Raw genomic sequence first — 16,928 nt, 5'->3', positions numbered from 1 at the left:
GAATATATGGCAGCTAACTCAAAAATAGAGTGGACAGAATTGACCTGGAACCCTACAACCGGGTGTAATAAAATTTCGACCGGGTGCAAATTCTGTTATGCTGAGGTTATGGCCAGAAGGTTGAAGGCTATGGGACAAAAAAAATATAAGAATGGCTTTAAACTAACACTTCACGAGGATGCATTAGAAACCCCCTACTCATGGAAGCAACAAAAAATAGTTTTTGTAAATTCTATGAGTGATCTATTTCACAAAGAAATATCGATAGATTTTATTCAAAAAGTATTCAAAGTCATGAACGAAAATCCTCAACATGTATTTCAAATATTAACAAAAAGATCAGATATTCTTCTAAAGCATGATAAGAAACTAAATTGGACTAGTAATATTTGGATGGGAGTTTCCGTTGAAAATGATAATTTTTATCAGAGAATAAGAGATTTACAGAAGACTCACGCCAAAAGGAAATTTTTATCATGTGAACCATTATTAGGCCCACTAAAGAGATTACCGCTAAAAGGGATTGATTGGGTGATTGTCGGGGGTGAGAGTGGCCGTAAGCCCAGACCAATGGAAAGGGCCTGGGTTGAATCCATTCAAATTCAATGTACAGCCGCCGGCGCCAAATTTTTCTTTAAACAGTGGGGTGGGACGAATAAGAAAAAGACAGGTAGGATATTAAATGGCCGGACTTATGATGATATGCCTGATGTCAAGATAGACCTGAGTGGCGAGTAAAAGGGGCTTTAATAGTGTCGGACTTTAAAGCAGACTGTTAATTAAATTACTTCCCACCAGAATTCTCAAACTACTTGGAAAAAATTCTCAAAATCCGTGCGCGGTTATAGACGCCATATATGGCGTCTCTACGTTGTGTGGGAATAATTATTCCTCTTCAATATTAATAATTACCGGATCATCAATCTTGGTTGGCGGGCGTTCATATATAATAGATAGATTTTTGTATGTATCTATAATACCATTATTAATTTGATCCCAGGTAAAACGCCAATTCCAATTTCCACCTAATCTCCCCGGAAAATTCATTCGTGCTTCATTCCCAAGATTTAATATATCCTGCATAGGAATAACAACAATATTGGCTACAGATGAATATGCCGATTTTATTAAATGAAATGTGAGATCATCCCCATAATAATTAAAATAATTTTGAGCCCATTCATAAATACCGGAATTTTTACTTCTCTCCGATTCTAAAAAACCTTTTGTAGTTTCATTATCATGAGAACCAGTATGCAAAACGCAATTCTTAACATGATTGTGTGGTAAAAATTTTCTATCACCATTTTCGCCTAATCCAAACTGTAAAATTTTAATACCCGGTAAATCAAATTTCTCGCGAAGTTCTGTAACAGAATCGGTGATCACTCCCAAATCTTCGGCGATGATTGGTAAATCTCCAAACTCTTTTTTTAACTCATAAAATAATTTTTCACCGGGGGCTTTTACCCATCTGCCATTAATCGCAGTGGTTGCGTTACCGGCAATTTCCCAATAAGCATCCAATCCTCTGAAATGATCTATTCTAACAATATCCACAAACTGAAGCAACTGTTTCACTCTTGCTTTCCACCACCCAAAATTATCCTTCTCCATTTCTTTCCATTTATAAAGAGGATTTCCCCAGAGCTGTCCTGTAGCGCTAAAATAATCGGGGGGTACGCCGGCAACAAATTTTAATGATCCATCTTCATTAACTGTAAAGAATTTTTTATTTGCCCAAAGGTCTGCGCTATCATAGGCGATGAATATTGGAAGATCACCAATAATTTTAATCCCCTTTGAATGAACATAATTTTTTAGGTTATTCCATTGACTTATAAAAGTAAACTGAAGAAAAATTTGATAATCAATTTCATCTTTTAACTTAGCTTTCCATTCATCGATATTTTTTCTGAATGCGATTGATTGATCCCATTGAGTCCATAATATACCACCATGATATTGTTTAGCGGCCATAAAAAGGGCGAAATCATCCAGCCAAAATTTATTTGCGTTTATAAAATCCGAGGCAACTAATTCTATTTTATTATCTTGAGCAATAAAGTTGGAATAAGCATTTCGCAGCAATTGATTTTTAACCGGAATTAATGCGCCGAAATCTATTTGGTAGGGATTAAACTCGGGGAAACCATTTAAATCGTCATCGCTTAAGAAACCGTTACTATGAAGCAACTCAGGACTGATTAGCAATGGATTTCCCGCAAATGCAGAGAAGCATTGATATGGAGAATCGCCATATCCTGTTGGTCCGAGTGGGAATACCTGCCACAAATTTTGACCGGCTGATTGGAGGAAATCAATGAACTTATACGCGTTAGGTCCCAAATCTCCAATACCAAATTTTCCCGGTAGTGAAGTTGGATGGAGTAAAACTCCGGCCGATCTTTGAATTTTCATGTGTGCCTCTATTTTAAATTTGTGATTTAAATCTCTCCTAAAAAAATAAAATAAAAAAACAATATTTTCCTGTTAGATTAAGTAACTATTTTTATAAAAAAAATAATACACTTTAACGGTTATAAAAAGATATTTATAGGTTCTTTAATTAATCAATCCGACAATTACTTTGTAAAGCATTCAGGTAATTGCTTAAAAATATTTTTTTAGTTAAGTTGTTTTCCCCGCGAGGCAAATAAATAATTTTTACATAAACTGTATCCGAGATTGGAGCTCTGAATGAAAATCAGTCGTTATTTTACAACTAGTGGTAAAGACCCATTCGAAACAATAGAATTCACAAAAAGAACATCAGAAATAAAAAACCCCGATGGGTCAGTAGTTTTTAAAATGGAGGATGTTTTAGTTCCAACCCACTGGTCGCAAGTAGCAACCGATGTAATAGCTCAAAAATATTTTAGAAAAGCTGGTGTGCCACGACTTCTAAAAAAGTTAAAAGAAAATGATATCCCTAAATGGTTACAGCCATCTGCGGCAGATACTAAAACTTTAGAAGAATTACCTGAAAAAGATAGATATGGTTCTGAGACTGATGCTCGACAAGTATTTCATCGTTTAGCCGGCACTTGGACATACTGGGGATATAAAGCTAAGTTTTTTGATACAGAAGAAGATGCAAAAGCTTTTTATGATGAATTATGTTATATGTTCGCAAATCAATACGCCGCACCAAACTCTCCCCAATGGTTTAACACAGGTTTGAATTGGGCTTACGGAATTAATGGTCCATCGCAAGGTCATTATTATGTAGATTTTGAAACGGGTGTACTTACCGCATCGGATGATGCCTACACGCATCCGCAACCACACGCATGTTTCATTCAATCAGTATCCGATGATTTGGTTAATGAAGGCGGGATAATGGATTTGTGGGTTAGAGAAGCCCGTCTATTTAAATATGGTTCTGGTACAGGATCAAATTTTTCTAATGTAAGAGGATCAAATGAACCATTGAGCGGAGGAGGAAAATCATCCGGCTTGATGTCATTCCTCAAAATTGGAGATAGATCTGCCGGTGCAATTAAATCGGGAGGTACCACCCGTCGTGCGGCAAAAATGGTTACACTCGATATCGATCATCCTGATATAGCCGAATATATTAATTGGAAAGTAGTGGAAGAACAGAAAGTAGCTTCGCTTGTTGCAGGTTCTAAACTGTGCAATTTCCATTTAAATAATATTATGAAAGCTTGTTACGAGGAACATCCGGAAAATGATAGATTCAACAAACGCACAAATCTTAAATTAAGAAAAGCAGTTCTGGAAGCTAGAAAAGTACACATCTCAGAAAATTATATTGAACGAGTTATTAAACTTGCCAAACTTGGTTTTAAAAGTATAGAGTTCCCTGTTTATAATACTGATTGGAATTCAGAAGCTTATACTACTGTGTCCGGCCAGAATTCAAATAATTCCGTTCGTGTTACAAATGAATTTATGAATGCTGTAATTAATGACAGCAATTGGAATCTATATTTCAGAGTAGAAAAAAATAAAGCCGCAAAAGAGGGAAGAGCACCAAAAGCCTGTAAAACTTTACCCGCAAAAGAATTGTGGGATGATATTGCTTACGCGGCATGGGCTTCGGCAGATCCGGGACTCCAATATGATACCACAATTAATGAATGGCATACATGTCCGGAGAGTGGAAGAATTAAAGCATCAAATCCATGTAGCGAATATATGTTCCTCGACGATACCGCTTGTAATTTAGCATCATTAAATCTCGTTAAATTTTATGATGTAGATAAAGAAAAATTTGATGTTGAAGCCTATCGTCACGCAACCCGTCTATGGACAATGGTTCTAGAAATAAGTGTTCTGATGGCTCAGTACCCTTCAAAAGAAATTGCCCAGCTAAGTTATGAATTTAGAACTTTAGGTTTGGGTTACGCAAATTTAGGTTCTTTATTAATGCAACAGGGAATTCCTTACGATAGTAAAGAGGCAATCGCAATTTGCGGAGCGTTGACTTCAATTATGCATATGCGCGCATACGCTACATCGGCTGAGATGGCAAAAGAACTTGGCACATTTCCTCGATTCAAAGAAAATAAAAATGATATGCTGAGGGTAATCAGAAATCATAAGCGAGCCGCTTATAATGTTAGGAAAGAAGAATATGAGGGATTGTCAATATTCCCGGTAGGTATTAATCCCGAGTACTGTCCATCAGATTTATTGGAAGCCGCAAGAGAAGATTCTGATATGGCTTTAGAACTGGGCGAAAAATATGGTTACAGAAATGCACAAGTTACAGTGATTGCCCCAACCGGTACTATAGGTTTAGTAATGGATTGCGATACAACAGGCATTGAGCCCGACTTCGCTTTAGTGAAATTTAAAAAATTAGCCGGCGGCGGATATTTCAAAATTATAAATCAATCTATCCCACCAGCCTTAAAACGTCTCGGTTATAATGATGATCAAGTAAAAGAGATCGTTAAATATGCAAAAGGGTCTGGATCTCTTCATGGCTGTCCATATATAAATTTTGAATCGTTGAAGGCAAAAGGATTCACCGATGAGGTATTAAATAAAGTTGAGGCCATTTTACCATCAGTTTTTGAGTTGAGTTTTGCATTCAACAAATTTACTATCGGTGAAAAATTTCTTAAACATAATCTAGGTATTACAGAAGAAAAGATGAATAATTTTTCATTCGATCTTTTGAGCGAACTAGGATTTTCAAAAGAAGTAATTGCATCGGCCAACGATTATGTATGCGGAACAATGACAATTGAAGGCGCACCATTCCTTAAACACGAGCATTACCCAGTATTTGACTGCGCCAATAAATGTGGTAAAAAAGGATCACGCTTCATTAAATCGGAAGCTCATATTTGGATGATGGCAGCGGCACAACCGTTTATCAGCGGCGCAATTTCAAAAACTATAAACCTTCCCAACAATGCAACAATCGATGATATTAAATTTGCGTATTTGCAATCATGGAAATTAGGAACTAAAGCCAATGCGCTTTATCGTGACGGCTCCAAACTCTCCCAACCTCTTAATACTCTGACTGAAGAAGAAGTTGAGGATTTATTAGAGAAAAAAGATGATAACGATATCATCAAAATTGCCGAAAAAATTATCCACCGCTACATTGCAAAACGCCGAAGACTTCCAGATAGAAGAAGTGGCTATACTCAAAAAGTAAAAATTAATGGTCAAACTGTTTATATAAGAACAGGTGAGTATGAAAATGGACAGCTTGGCGAAGTATTTATTGATATGCACAAAGAGGGAGCGGCATTTAGAAGTTTGTTGAACTGTTTTGCTATCTCAATTTCCTTGGGATTACAGCATGGTGTACCCCTCGAAGAATTTGTTGACGCTTTTGTGTTTACAAGATTCGAGCCGAGCGGAGTTCTAACCGGTCACAAGAGAATTAAAATGGCTACTTCAGTAATTGATTATATATTCCGGGAATTAGCTGTTGGCTACCTCGGCAGAAATGATTTAGCCCATGTTGATGAAGATGAAGTTGCACATAAAAGCGATCATCGCTCCCATGTAATTGAACCCGATTTTGAGAGTGAGGAAATTGTTAGTCAAAAAACTTATGAAACCGGCTACTCGAACGAATTAATCGAACGAATAGAGAATGATAAAACAGAGCAGAAGGGAAGAGCTATTACATTACATAGCAATATTCAAAGAGCAATTCAGGCCGGTTACACAGGTGATATCTGTCCCGAATGCCAGAGTATGACTATGGTACGAAACGGCACCTGTTTGAAGTGCACAACTTGCGGCTCAACAACAGGATGTAGTTAATAATCATTCTATGATTTAAAGATTAGAAGGGGCATTATTGCCCCTTTCTTATTTCAATTATACTTATCTTCCCGTTATTTGATTGACTTTTATAACTCAAAGGAATAGATTTTCACCCTTAATTTTAGATGATGATAACAGATAATCTAAAAAAAATTAATGATGCTATTCTCAAAAAGTGTGATGAAGTTACTCGCAATTATGAAGAAATTAGACTAATCGCGGTTTCAAAAAATCACCCTATTGAAAGTATCAGCGAGGCAGTTTCAGCAGGGGTTTTAAATTTTGGGGAGAACAAAGCTCAAGAGCTGCGCGATAAAGCAGATAAAATGAAGGGGGAGTTCTATTGGCATTTTATTGGTCATTTACAGTCAAATAAAGTTAAATATGTTGTAAAAGCCGCAGAGTATATTCATTCGGTTGATTCGTTAAAGATTGCCGAGGATATAAACAGAAAAGCGGTTGAAATTGGTAAAGTTCAAAAGGTACTGTTCGAAATTAAAACTTCGGATGAAGTTTCTAAATATGGTATTGTTAATGATGAACAGTGTTTTAAACTTGCTGAGGAATGTAAAAAATTAAGTAATATTGATGTTGTTGGATTGATGACGATGGCTCCATATACTGATGATACTTCTCTTATTAGGAAATCATTTAAAAAGTTATTTTCATTAAAAGAAGAATTAAATAATGCCGGATTTAAATTGTGTGAACTCTCGATGGGAATGACCGGTGATTATGATATTGCGATTGAAGAGGGTTCAACAATGTTGAGAATAGGAACAGCAATCTTTGGCGAAAGAATTTATTAAGAGGTCTTTGCAATGAAGTTCACACCATTTGGTATAAAAAACCAAGAGTTCAATAAGACCGTTCGTGGATACGATAAAGATGAAGTAAAAGCGTTTCTGGAAAAACTTTCAGATGAATTTGAAAGACTTCAGCATGAAAATGATTTGTTAAAATCGGATATAAGCCGTGTTGAGGATCAACTAAAAGAATATAAAAGAATTGAGAAAAATCTTCAAAACGCTCTTTTAAATGCTACAGAATCGAGCAATAAAGCTGTTGATTCAGCAAAAAAACAAACAGCGTTAATTGTGAAGGAAGCTGAATTAAAAGCGGCTCAAATTCTTGATAAAGCAAGAGATAACGCCAATTCGATAAGAGATTCAGTACTCAAACTTAGAGAAGAGAAAAAATTATTAGTATCTAGATTAAAGGCAATGATTGGTGCTCAAGCTAATTTGTTGGATATGAATATTCATAATGCAGATATCACAACATCCAAAAAAAGGGAAACAAAAGTTGAGGTACCGGTTAATGGAAATGAAGAAATTGATGTCAATGATATTTTGGAGAAATTATTGTGAATAACTTAATTGAGTTGGTACAGGAAACTTTATCGGTTATCAGAAAAAAAACTGATAAAAATTATGAGGTTGGAATTGTTCTGGGTACAGGTTTAGGTGGTCTCGTAAAAGAGATAGAAATTGAGCATGAAATAGATTACATCGACTTGCCTCATTTCCCTTTATCGACCGTTGAATCTCATAAAGGTAAATTAATATTCGGGAAGTTGGGTACAAAAAGCGTTGTAGCGATGCAGGGCAGATTTCATTTCTACGAAGGATATACAATGCAGCAAATCACATATCCAATAAGAGTGATGAAATTTTTGGGCGTCAATACACTAATAGTTTCCAACGCTTGCGGCGGTATGAACCCTCTTTATAGGAGAGGAGATTTAATGCTTATTTCTGATCATATTAATTTATTGGGAGATAATCCGCTAATCGGTAAAAATGAGGATGAACTCGGTCCCCGATTCCCCGATATGAGCGAACCTTATTCTGAAGAGTTGTTGAAAATTGCCGAAGAGGTAGCATTAGAGAATAAAATTAAAGTACAAAAGGGAGTATATGTTGCTGTACCAGGTCCAAATTTAGAAACCAAAGCTGAGTATAGATTTTTACGGAATATTGGAGCAGATGTGGTTGGTATGTCAACTATTCCGGAAAATATAGTGGCTAATCATATGGGGATGAGAGTTTTGGGAATCAGTATTGTTACAGATGAGTGTTTTCCCGACTCATTAAAAAAAGTTGACGTTGAAGAAATAATAAGTACAGCGATGCAAGCCGAACCAAAGATGACGTTAATATTAAAAGAAGTGATTAAAAGACTATGACCGATAAGAAAGGGATACAATTTGTAACTCCGATTCTTCTGGCAATTATTATTTTTTTCTCAAACTTTTTGAGTACTGATATTTTTAAACCCGGAACTCAAAGTTTTGCTGTTTGGTTTGTGCTTTCTGTTTTTACTTTCGCATGTGGTTGGCTGATTAATAAAACTCTCGGTTACACTACTGGAGGAAAAGTTGTATTTGTAGTAAATGTTGTGGCATCTTTTATCACAATCATAATGATTTCTTTATTTAGTGAATACTTTGGGCTCGCTGATTTGTTAGCCGAAAATTTGGTCACATTCGTTTTAAGAAATATAACTCTCGGCTCTATAGCACTTTTTGGAATGGCCGTTTCGGAAGTTATAATTCTTCAGCATTCTTCGGTCGATTTAACTAATAAGCAAGAAGAATTGAAAAACCTATTAGACCTAGCTGAAAGGGAATCCCAGTTAAAAATTGATGAAGCAAAAATTAAAGCTGAAAAAATTGTTTATGAAGCTCAGCAAAAAGTTGATGATTTAATTGGCAGAAAAGAACAGATAGAAAGAAGATTAAAAGAATTTATTTCGGTCGAAAAAGAATTAATCGATCGTTACGAAAAAGAAGAAGAATAAATATTAATTTCATTTATAGATAAGAGAACAAAATGTTTAAGCAGTTTGATGAAAGAATAAACTATCCCAAAATTGAAGAACAAGTTTTAGATTTTTGGAATAAGAATAAGATTTTTGAAAAAAGTATTTCGTTACGCCCCGATAATAAACCCTTTACCTTTTATGAAGGTCCTCCTACAGTAAATGGAAGACCCGGAATACACCATGTTATGGCGCGTACTTTAAAAGATTTGGTGTGCCGTTACAAAACTATGACTGGTTACCAGGTGCATAGAAAAGCAGGCTGGGATACTCACGGACTACCTATCGAAATTGCCCTTGAGAAGGAACTTGGCTTCACTCAAAAATCTGATATTGAAAAATTTGGTGTTGCCACATTCAATCAAAAAGCTAAAGATTTGGTTTATCATCACATTGAAATGAAAGAAGGTTGGCGTACACTTACTGAACGTATGGGCTACTGGATTAATCTCGACGATCCATATATAACCTGTACTAATGAGTATATTGAATCCGTGTGGTGGGCTTTATCTGAATACTATAAAAAAGGATTGATCTATAAAGGATTTAAGATTGTTCCTCAGTGTCCTCATTGCGAAACTCCTCTTTCTTCTCATGAACTGGCACTCGGATATTCTGATGTTAAAGACCCGAACATTTATGTAAAATTTAAACTCAAAGATGAAGAAGCTTCAATTTTAGTTTGGACAACTACTCCCTGGACGTTAATTTCTAACGTTGCGCTAGCTGTAGGAGAAGATATTGATTACGTAAAAATTAATTCTTCCAAGCATGGTGTGATGTATTTAGCCAAAGCTCGTCTCTCTGTTATAAAAGAAGATTATGAAATTTTGGATGAGGTGAAGGGAGCCTCATTATTAAATAAGGAATATGAACCTCTCTTCTCTTATATCCCGGTTGAAAAGAAAGCTTGGTATATAGTGCCGGGAGATTTTGTTAGTACAGAAGATGGATCCGGCGTTGTGCATATTGCTCCTGCTTTCGGTGCTGATGACTATGAAATTTCCAAAAAGTTTGATCTACCATTTCTTCAGCCGGTTACAAAAAGTGGAAGATTTACCGAGCAGGTTACCGATTTTGCCGGAAGATTAGTTAAATCAATGCAGTTTCAAACTCACGAAGAAAAGGGAGTTGATCCCGATATTATTCGTAATCTCAAAGAACGCGGGTTGATATATCAAGCCGGTAATGATTATCTGCACTCATATCCTCACTGCTGGCGATGCGATAATCCATTGATTTATTATGCACGCGACAGCTGGTATATCAGAACTACTGATATCGCAAAACGAATGATTGAATTAAACAAAACAATTAACTGGTGCCCGCCTGAAGTTGGCGCCGGAAGATTTGGCAACTGGCTCGAAGAAAATAAAGATTGGTCCCTTTCGCGCGATAGATATTGGGGGACTCCTCTTCCTATTTGGCTTGACGATGATGGAAATATGTTTTGTGTTGGTTCTATTGAAGAATTAAAAAATGGTTTTATTGAAAGAAATGGGAAAAGAATACTTGTTAAAGATTTACCCGCAGATGAAATTGATCTTCACAAACCATTTGTAGATGATGTTAAATTTGAAAAAGATGGCAAAATATTTAAACGTACTCCCGAACTGATTGATGTTTGGTTCGACAGCGGCGCGATGCCATTCGCTCAATATCATTACCCTTTCGAAAATCAAGAATTGTTTAAAAGTAATTATCCTTCCGATTTTATTTGTGAGGGAATTGATCAGACACGAGGCTGGTTCTATACTCTGCACGCAATAGGAACAATGCTCTTTGATAGTGTTTCCTATAAAAATTTAATTGTCAATGAATTGATTCTCGATAAAGATGGAATGAAAATGTCGAAATCACGCGGGAATACGGTTGATCCGTTCCAGCTATTCGATAAGTATGGCGCAGATGCTACTCGCTGGTATCTTGTTACAACCAGTCCCCCCTGGAAACCAACACTTTTTGATGAAGATGGAATTGTTGAAGTAACGAGAAAATATTTTGGAACTCTTGTTAACACATATAATTTTTTTGCTCTGTATGCGAATATTGATAAGTTTAATTTTAGTGATGAGCCAATTCCATATAATGAACGACCTGAAATTGACCGTTGGATCATTTCAAAACTAAATTCATTGGTTGCTGAGTACCGGCAATTGATGGAAAGTTATGATGTTACCAAAGCTGCTCGCCAAATTTCAAACTTTACAATTGATCAGCTATCGAACTGGTATGTTAGAAGAAGCCGAAGAAGATTCTGGAAATCTGAAATCAATAAGAATAAACTTTCGGCATATCAAACACTTCACGAATGTTTAATGGTAATTTCGAAATTGAGCGCACCATTTACTCCATTTATTTCTGAAGAGATATATCAGAATCTGAATAAAATTACAGGAAAAGAAAATGCCGAGTCTGTGCATCTTTCCGATTTACCTGAACCGGGCTATGTTGATAACGAACTGGAAATAAGGATGGATTCTGCTCAACGGGTAGTTTACTTAACTCGATCAATAAGAGCAAAAAATAATTTGAAAGTCCGCCAGCCTCTTAAAAAAATTATGGTAGCCGCCGAGAAAAGTAGAAAAGATGCTCTTCGCGAAATGCAGGATGTAATTTTAGAGGAAGTAAATATCAAAGAATTAATTGTACTCGAGGATGATTCGTCGATTGTTAATAAATCCGCCAAGGCAAATTTCAAAACAATTGGCCCCAAATATGGCAAACTAGTTAAAGCTCTGGCTAATTCAATAAAAGACCTGAATAAAGATGAAATTAAACAGCTGGAAATTTCCGGTTCATTAAATTTAATGGTTGATGGGGATGCGGTTACGATTTCCCGTGAAGATGTTGAAATATTGAGCCATGAAATTGAAGGATGGATTGTTGAATCGGAAGAGGGGATTACTGTTGCAATTGATACCGAGTTAACAGATGATTTAATAGCTGAGGGCTATGCCCGTGAGTTTGTTAATCGAATTCAAAACATGAGAAAAGATGCCGGTTTTGATGTGATTGACAGAATAAAAGTATATTATTCCGCAGATGAAAAAATGATTAGTTACATAATCAAATTTTCTGATTATATTTCCAATGAAGTGTTGGCCGATTCATTAATAAATGAGGCACATGAATCTGGCTTTACACAAAAATTAAGCATTGGCGAGTTTGATTTTTCAATATCAATTACAAAATCTTAAAATAATATTTTACCGGAGGTTAACATGGCAAAGAAGGCAGATAAAAAATCAGTTAAAAAACCTGCTGTCAAATCTTCACCAAAATCTACAAAAAAGGAGAAGCCGGTAAAAAAAGTTGCTAAAACTGTTAAGGTTGTAAAAAAGAAGGAAGTAAAGGTGAAAGCTAAAAAAGTTGAGAAAAAACCGATTAAAAAAATAGAGAAAAAAGTGGTGAAGGTTACCGAAAAGGTTCCCCTTAAAAAAGCTCCCGTAAAAGTGGTTAAAAAAGGCGTGCATGTTGAAGTAATTTCTCCAACTAAAAAAGTGAAAAAGATTCAAGGTTATTCAAAAAAGGATCTTGAAGAATTTAAAAAAGTAATAATGGAAAAACGTACCGAGATTATTGATCAACTGCAAACTTTAAAGGAGCAGATGATGGATCCAACTACCGGTCAATATGTTAATGAAAGCTCCCCTTATTCTTTGCATATGGCAGAGCAGGGCACCGACGCGATGGAAAGGGAAAAATTATATTTATGGGCTCAGAGAGAGAATAAATTTTTAGGTTATTTGGACGACGCGCTTCAGAGAATAGATAATGGTACTTATGGAATTTGTATCGAGTGTATTGATGAGCCGCAAAATCTGTGCGCTACATGTCCTTTAATTCCAAAAGAAAGATTAATGGCGGTACCACATACACAGCACTGTTTACAAGTTAAACAGAAAATGAAATAATTAATAACGGACCCAATATTGAGAGTACTTTACGCTACATTACTAATTGTTATCGCCGATCAGATTTCAAAATTTTTTGTAAAAGGGGGCACACTTCCCCTTTTAAATATTCATGTGAATGGAATGGATTATGGATCAAGTATTCCCGTGTTCGGCGATTTTTTTAAGCTCACATTTGTTGAAAACCCGGGTATCGCATTTGGGATTGATATTGATGGACAACTCAAATTCTTTTTAACTCTATTTACCTTATTTGCAAGCGTTGGGATATTTTATTACTTATATAAATCAAGAAATGAAAAATTTTTTGTAAGACTCGCTCTCGCTATGATTCTGGGCGGAGCAATTGGTAACATGATAGACAGAATGTTTTATGGGGTTTTTTATGGGTATGAAAAGTTATTCTATGGTTATGTAGTTGATTTTTTTAATGTTGATTTTTTTGACTTTACTTTATTTGGCAGAACATACGAGAGATGGCCCATATTTAATGTTGCCGACGCGAGTGTTTCTATAGGTGTAATTTTGCTGCTAATATTCCACAACGGAAGTGATACTGAAGAAAAGGAATCAGTGGAAGAAACTGAAGTATTAACAGGATCGGAAATATCAGCTAACTCAGAGAATGATGAATCTATTAAAGGGGAAGTAACATCCCCAAATTCAAACGATCAATTAAACAATCCAAACGATGGGGAAATTAGTAACCGAGAAAAGAATTAGGATCGAACTTCCTGAAGGTAAGAAGAAGGAGAGAATTGATATATTTCTTTCAAATTCGGTTGAAAATGCCACACGCTCCCGAATTCAAAAATTAATTAAAGCTAATTGTGTTACAGTAAATGGTGCTTTTGTAAAACAAAATTATATCATTAACCCCAATGATGTAATTGAACTTATAATTCCCACATCACCCCGACCCGAAGAAACCGAGGCAGAAGATATTCCCCTCAATATTATTTATGAAGATAATTATCTGTTAATTGTTAATAAACCACCTGGAATGGTTGCGCATCCTTCATTAGGAAATTACACCGGTACATTAGTTAATGCGCTTCTACATCATACGCAAAAACTTAGCGGGTTGAATGAAGACGCGGCACGCCCGGGAATTGTGCACAGGATTGATAAAGATACAAGCGGATTACTATTAATAGCCAAAGATGAATGGACACATGCGCAATTAGCAAAACAGTTTTCTGCCCATACCATAGAAAGAGAATATTGGGCTGTCTGCTGGGGGTTATTCAAAAAAAAAACTGGTGAGGTTATCGGAAATATTACAAGATCAAATAAAGATCGTAAAATATTTACTGTGCATGAAATTGAAGGCAAATACGCTCATACATTTTATGAGGTTATTAAGGAGTTCGAGTTCGCCTCGCTAATCAAATTGAAATTAAAAACCGGTAGGACTCATCAAATTAGAGTTCATATGCTTCATATTAAACATCCAATTTTTGGAGATCCGGTTTATGGTGGAAGAAAAATTGTATATGGCTTCGAACTACCAAAAATTAGAAGCAGGGTAGAAAATTTGTTAGAGATTATGCCAAGGCAGGCTTTACACGCAAAAACATTGGGGTTTATTCATCCCCACACAAAGGAAAAAGTTTACTTCGATTCAAACTTACCAGATGATTTTACTTCATTGTTAGAAAAATTATAAACAAGATTTTCTTACTTGTGAATTAATTAAAAAAAAAAGACCCGGTAATATACCGGGTCTTTTAAGTAAATCATTAATGCTGAATATTACTTCAATAACATCATCTTATTAACTTTTACGAAATTACCAGCTTCAACTTTATAAAGATAAATACCTGAAGCCATTCCGCTAGCATTCCACTGAATAGTGTGTGTGCCGGCAGCAAGTTCGTTATTAACCAAAGTTGCAACTTCTTTTCCAAGAGCATCATAAATAGTTACTTTTACTTGAGATACTTTTGGTAGTGAGAATTTAACGTTTGTTGTTGGGTTAAATGGATTTGGATAATTTGAGAATACTTCATAAGTAGATGGAATTTCTAAGTTTTCATCAACAGAAACAACACCACCAACTTGACGGTAGCATTCATTCAATAAGTCAACTATAAACGCTGGGTTGTGAATACCAAGACTTCCATCATAATAAATTGCTTTCATGTTATAGAAAACCATCAGTTGTGTCTTAGTCCAGGTTGAGGTTGGATCTTCATGAGCCCAATCGTCCAAATTCTTAACCGGTAATTTTTTAGCAATAGCTTTCATTAAACCATAAACTTCATCTTGTAATCCTTCAACTACGCCATCCATATCAATATCGCCATTTCCTTTAGGGAAATATTTTACTTCAGCGAAAGATGCACCTAATGAATAGCCATGGCAAGGTGCGCAAGATTTCATGTTTGATTTTCCACCTGGAGTAGTCATGCTAAAAGTATGTTTACCAACAGTTTGAATAGTTCCGCCAGCATCAACTTCACCTTCAGCCATATGGCAGGTAACGCACCCATCTTTTGCTGAAGTGATATGATCTGAGAATCCATATGTTTTATCAAACAAGTATAAATTTTTGCCATTGATAACATCAGCAGGATCAGAATAGTGGGTACCGAAACGGGCATAAGAAGTTTTAGGCGCAACATATGCATCATTTGCAACTGCGCGACTTTGGTGGCAATTCATACATAGCAATCCTCTGCCGCCATCTTTAATCTCTTCACCGTTAGCTAATTTTACCGACATCGTTCTTAATTGATGTGCATTTGTTGCATCGTGAGGATCATGACAAGCGGCGCAGGAAATTGGTTGATAAGAAGCATCAAAATAAGGATCATTTGTTGGTACTTTATCTACAAACTGAGCAAAACCTTTTGCAGTATGACATCTAACGCATGATTCTCTACCTGGACCAGTAGCATAATTTGTTGCTATTGCGTGTCTTGATTGATCCCATTGATAAGGATAAACGTGGTGAGTGCCACTATCATGACAAATTGCGCATGTACCCGAATCAAAATCAACAGAAATTCTTTGGTCTCTTGTATCTCCCATGTGTCCACTTGCAGGGCCGTGACAAGCTTCGCACTGAACGTTAGCTAATTTCATAGCGTCTGGAAAATCTGTAACAAGCTTATTATAAGTACCAGCTGTCATTGTTGTAGGGAATGTGAATGGGAAATCGTCGAAACCATTATTTTTTGCTAACTCAGCAGCATTGTTGCCTGTAGTGTGGCAAGGTACGCACATTGCTCTAAATGTTGTTGTGGATATTCCATCAACAGCTTTTTGGAATGAAGTGGCGTGAGCTGTTTTTTCCCACTTATTAACTAGTGTAGAATGGCAAGTGTTGCAATTAACATTATTTACTTTAGTGTTAACACCAATATAATTGGCAGCGTTAATTGTAACATAACCAACAGAAGCGCCATCACGAGCTTCAATCTCATATTTACCTGGTCTATCTGGAGTAAATGTTATGATTGTAGTTGATGTATCGATTCCGTCGGTTGATTTGCCAAATAAATTCGCCGCAACAGATCCTGGAGGTCTGTTTGTTGCAGTGTAAGTTGGGGCATTTAATCTTTTACCTATCAATTGTACTTTTAGGTAGGTAGTTGTGCCAACGCCAACATTTGCAAGTCCATTGTAAGCCGTGCTGTAAATGTCAGTTGTTTTTTCTGCAACTTTTCTTGGACTCACAGTAAAGGGGGTAACCTTCATTGTCTGTCCACTAATACTGATTGTGAGGACGAGGAGTAAAAATAGAGTTGTAAATTTTCGGAACATAAGATTCCTCCGATTATTAGAAATTAGATTATAAATAAGTAAAAAAGATTTAAGTCATGTTTATCTTTTTTTGTGAGAGAAATATAAAAAGATAAACTAAGATGTCAAAGTCTAAAATTAATAAATCTTCTTTTGTCCTATTATCGATAA

Annotated in this window: 12 protein-coding genes; 10 read left to right on the top strand and 2 right to left on the bottom strand. The window is 35.9% G+C overall.

Going from position 1 to position 16,928, the window contains the following annotated elements; genetic code table 11:
• The first annotated feature begins 6 nt into the window (after positions 1-6).
• Positions 7-738: a phage Gp37/Gp68 family protein gene (locus KF816_11320; protein ID MBX3008599.1), complete on the top strand. Its 732-nt coding sequence runs from the start codon at positions 7-9 to the stop codon at positions 736-738.
• A 147-nt stretch (positions 739-885) separates the two neighbouring features.
• Here the strand turns inward: KF816_11320 and malQ are convergent, their stop codons facing one another.
• Entirely contained in the window at positions 886-2,421 is a 1,536-nt protein-coding gene (gene malQ, locus KF816_11315; protein ID MBX3008598.1) for a 4-alpha-glucanotransferase, read from the bottom strand.
• 279 nt (positions 2,422-2,700) lie between these two features.
• Between malQ and KF816_11310 the strand changes: the two genes are divergently transcribed.
• The 9 genes from KF816_11310 to KF816_11270 all read left to right on the top strand — a co-directional run bounded on the left by KF816_11310 (position 2,701) and on the right by KF816_11270 (position 14,676).
• On the top strand, positions 2,701-6,264 hold the full coding sequence (locus KF816_11310) for a vitamin B12-dependent ribonucleotide reductase (protein MBX3008597.1): 3,564 nt from the start codon (positions 2,701-2,703) through the stop codon (positions 6,262-6,264).
• 131 nt (positions 6,265-6,395) lie between these two features.
• Complete coding sequence (locus KF816_11305; protein ID MBX3008596.1) at positions 6,396-7,076, top strand: YggS family pyridoxal phosphate-dependent enzyme; 681 nt, start codon at positions 6,396-6,398, stop codon at positions 7,074-7,076.
• A 12-nt stretch (positions 7,077-7,088) separates the two neighbouring features.
• A complete protein-coding gene (locus KF816_11300) occupies positions 7,089-7,637 on the top strand; it encodes a DivIVA domain-containing protein (GenBank protein ID MBX3008595.1) in 549 nt (182 codons plus the stop codon).
• Positions 7,634-8,455 carry a purine-nucleoside phosphorylase gene (locus KF816_11295; GenBank protein ID MBX3008594.1) on the top strand — a complete coding sequence of 274 codons (822 nt, stop codon included), beginning with the start codon at positions 7,634-7,636 and terminating at the stop codon, positions 8,453-8,455. The genes KF816_11300 and KF816_11295 overlap by 4 nt, the downstream gene beginning before the upstream one ends.
• Positions 8,452-9,069 (top strand): hypothetical protein, encoded by a 618-nt coding sequence (locus KF816_11290; GenBank protein ID MBX3008593.1) that lies wholly within the window; start codon positions 8,452-8,454, stop codon positions 9,067-9,069. The genes KF816_11295 and KF816_11290 overlap by 4 nt, the downstream gene beginning before the upstream one ends.
• Before the next feature lie 32 nt (positions 9,070-9,101).
• On the top strand, positions 9,102-12,290 hold the full coding sequence (ileS, locus tag KF816_11285) for an isoleucine--tRNA ligase (GenBank protein MBX3008592.1): 3,189 nt from the start codon (positions 9,102-9,104) through the stop codon (positions 12,288-12,290).
• Between the two features lie 24 nt (positions 12,291-12,314).
• On the top strand, positions 12,315-13,007 hold the full coding sequence (locus tag KF816_11280) for a conjugal transfer protein TraR (GenBank protein ID MBX3008591.1): 693 nt from the start codon (positions 12,315-12,317) through the stop codon (positions 13,005-13,007).
• 18 nt (positions 13,008-13,025) lie between these two features.
• Complete coding sequence (gene lspA, locus KF816_11275; GenBank protein ID MBX3008590.1) at positions 13,026-13,730, top strand: signal peptidase II; 705 nt, start codon at positions 13,026-13,028, stop codon at positions 13,728-13,730.
• Positions 13,699-14,676, top strand: coding sequence for an RluA family pseudouridine synthase (locus KF816_11270; protein ID MBX3008589.1), 978 nt, complete (start codon positions 13,699-13,701; stop codon positions 14,674-14,676). The genes lspA and KF816_11270 overlap by 32 nt, the downstream gene beginning before the upstream one ends.
• Positions 14,677-14,762: 86 nt before the next feature.
• On the opposite strand, the gene KF816_11265 is transcribed toward KF816_11270, so the two are convergent.
• Positions 14,763-16,778, bottom strand: a complete 2,016-nt coding sequence (locus KF816_11265) for a T9SS type A sorting domain-containing protein (GenBank protein ID MBX3008588.1) — start codon at positions 16,776-16,778, stop codon at positions 14,763-14,765.
• Positions 16,779-16,928 lie beyond the last annotated feature (150 nt).

Source organism: Melioribacteraceae bacterium, from assembly GCA_019638015.1.
Classification (GTDB): Bacteria; Bacteroidota; Ignavibacteria; order Ignavibacteriales; family Melioribacteraceae; genus JAHBUP01.
Note: the sequence above shows the minus strand (reverse complement) of the source record. Positions and strands in the feature narration are given on the sequence as shown.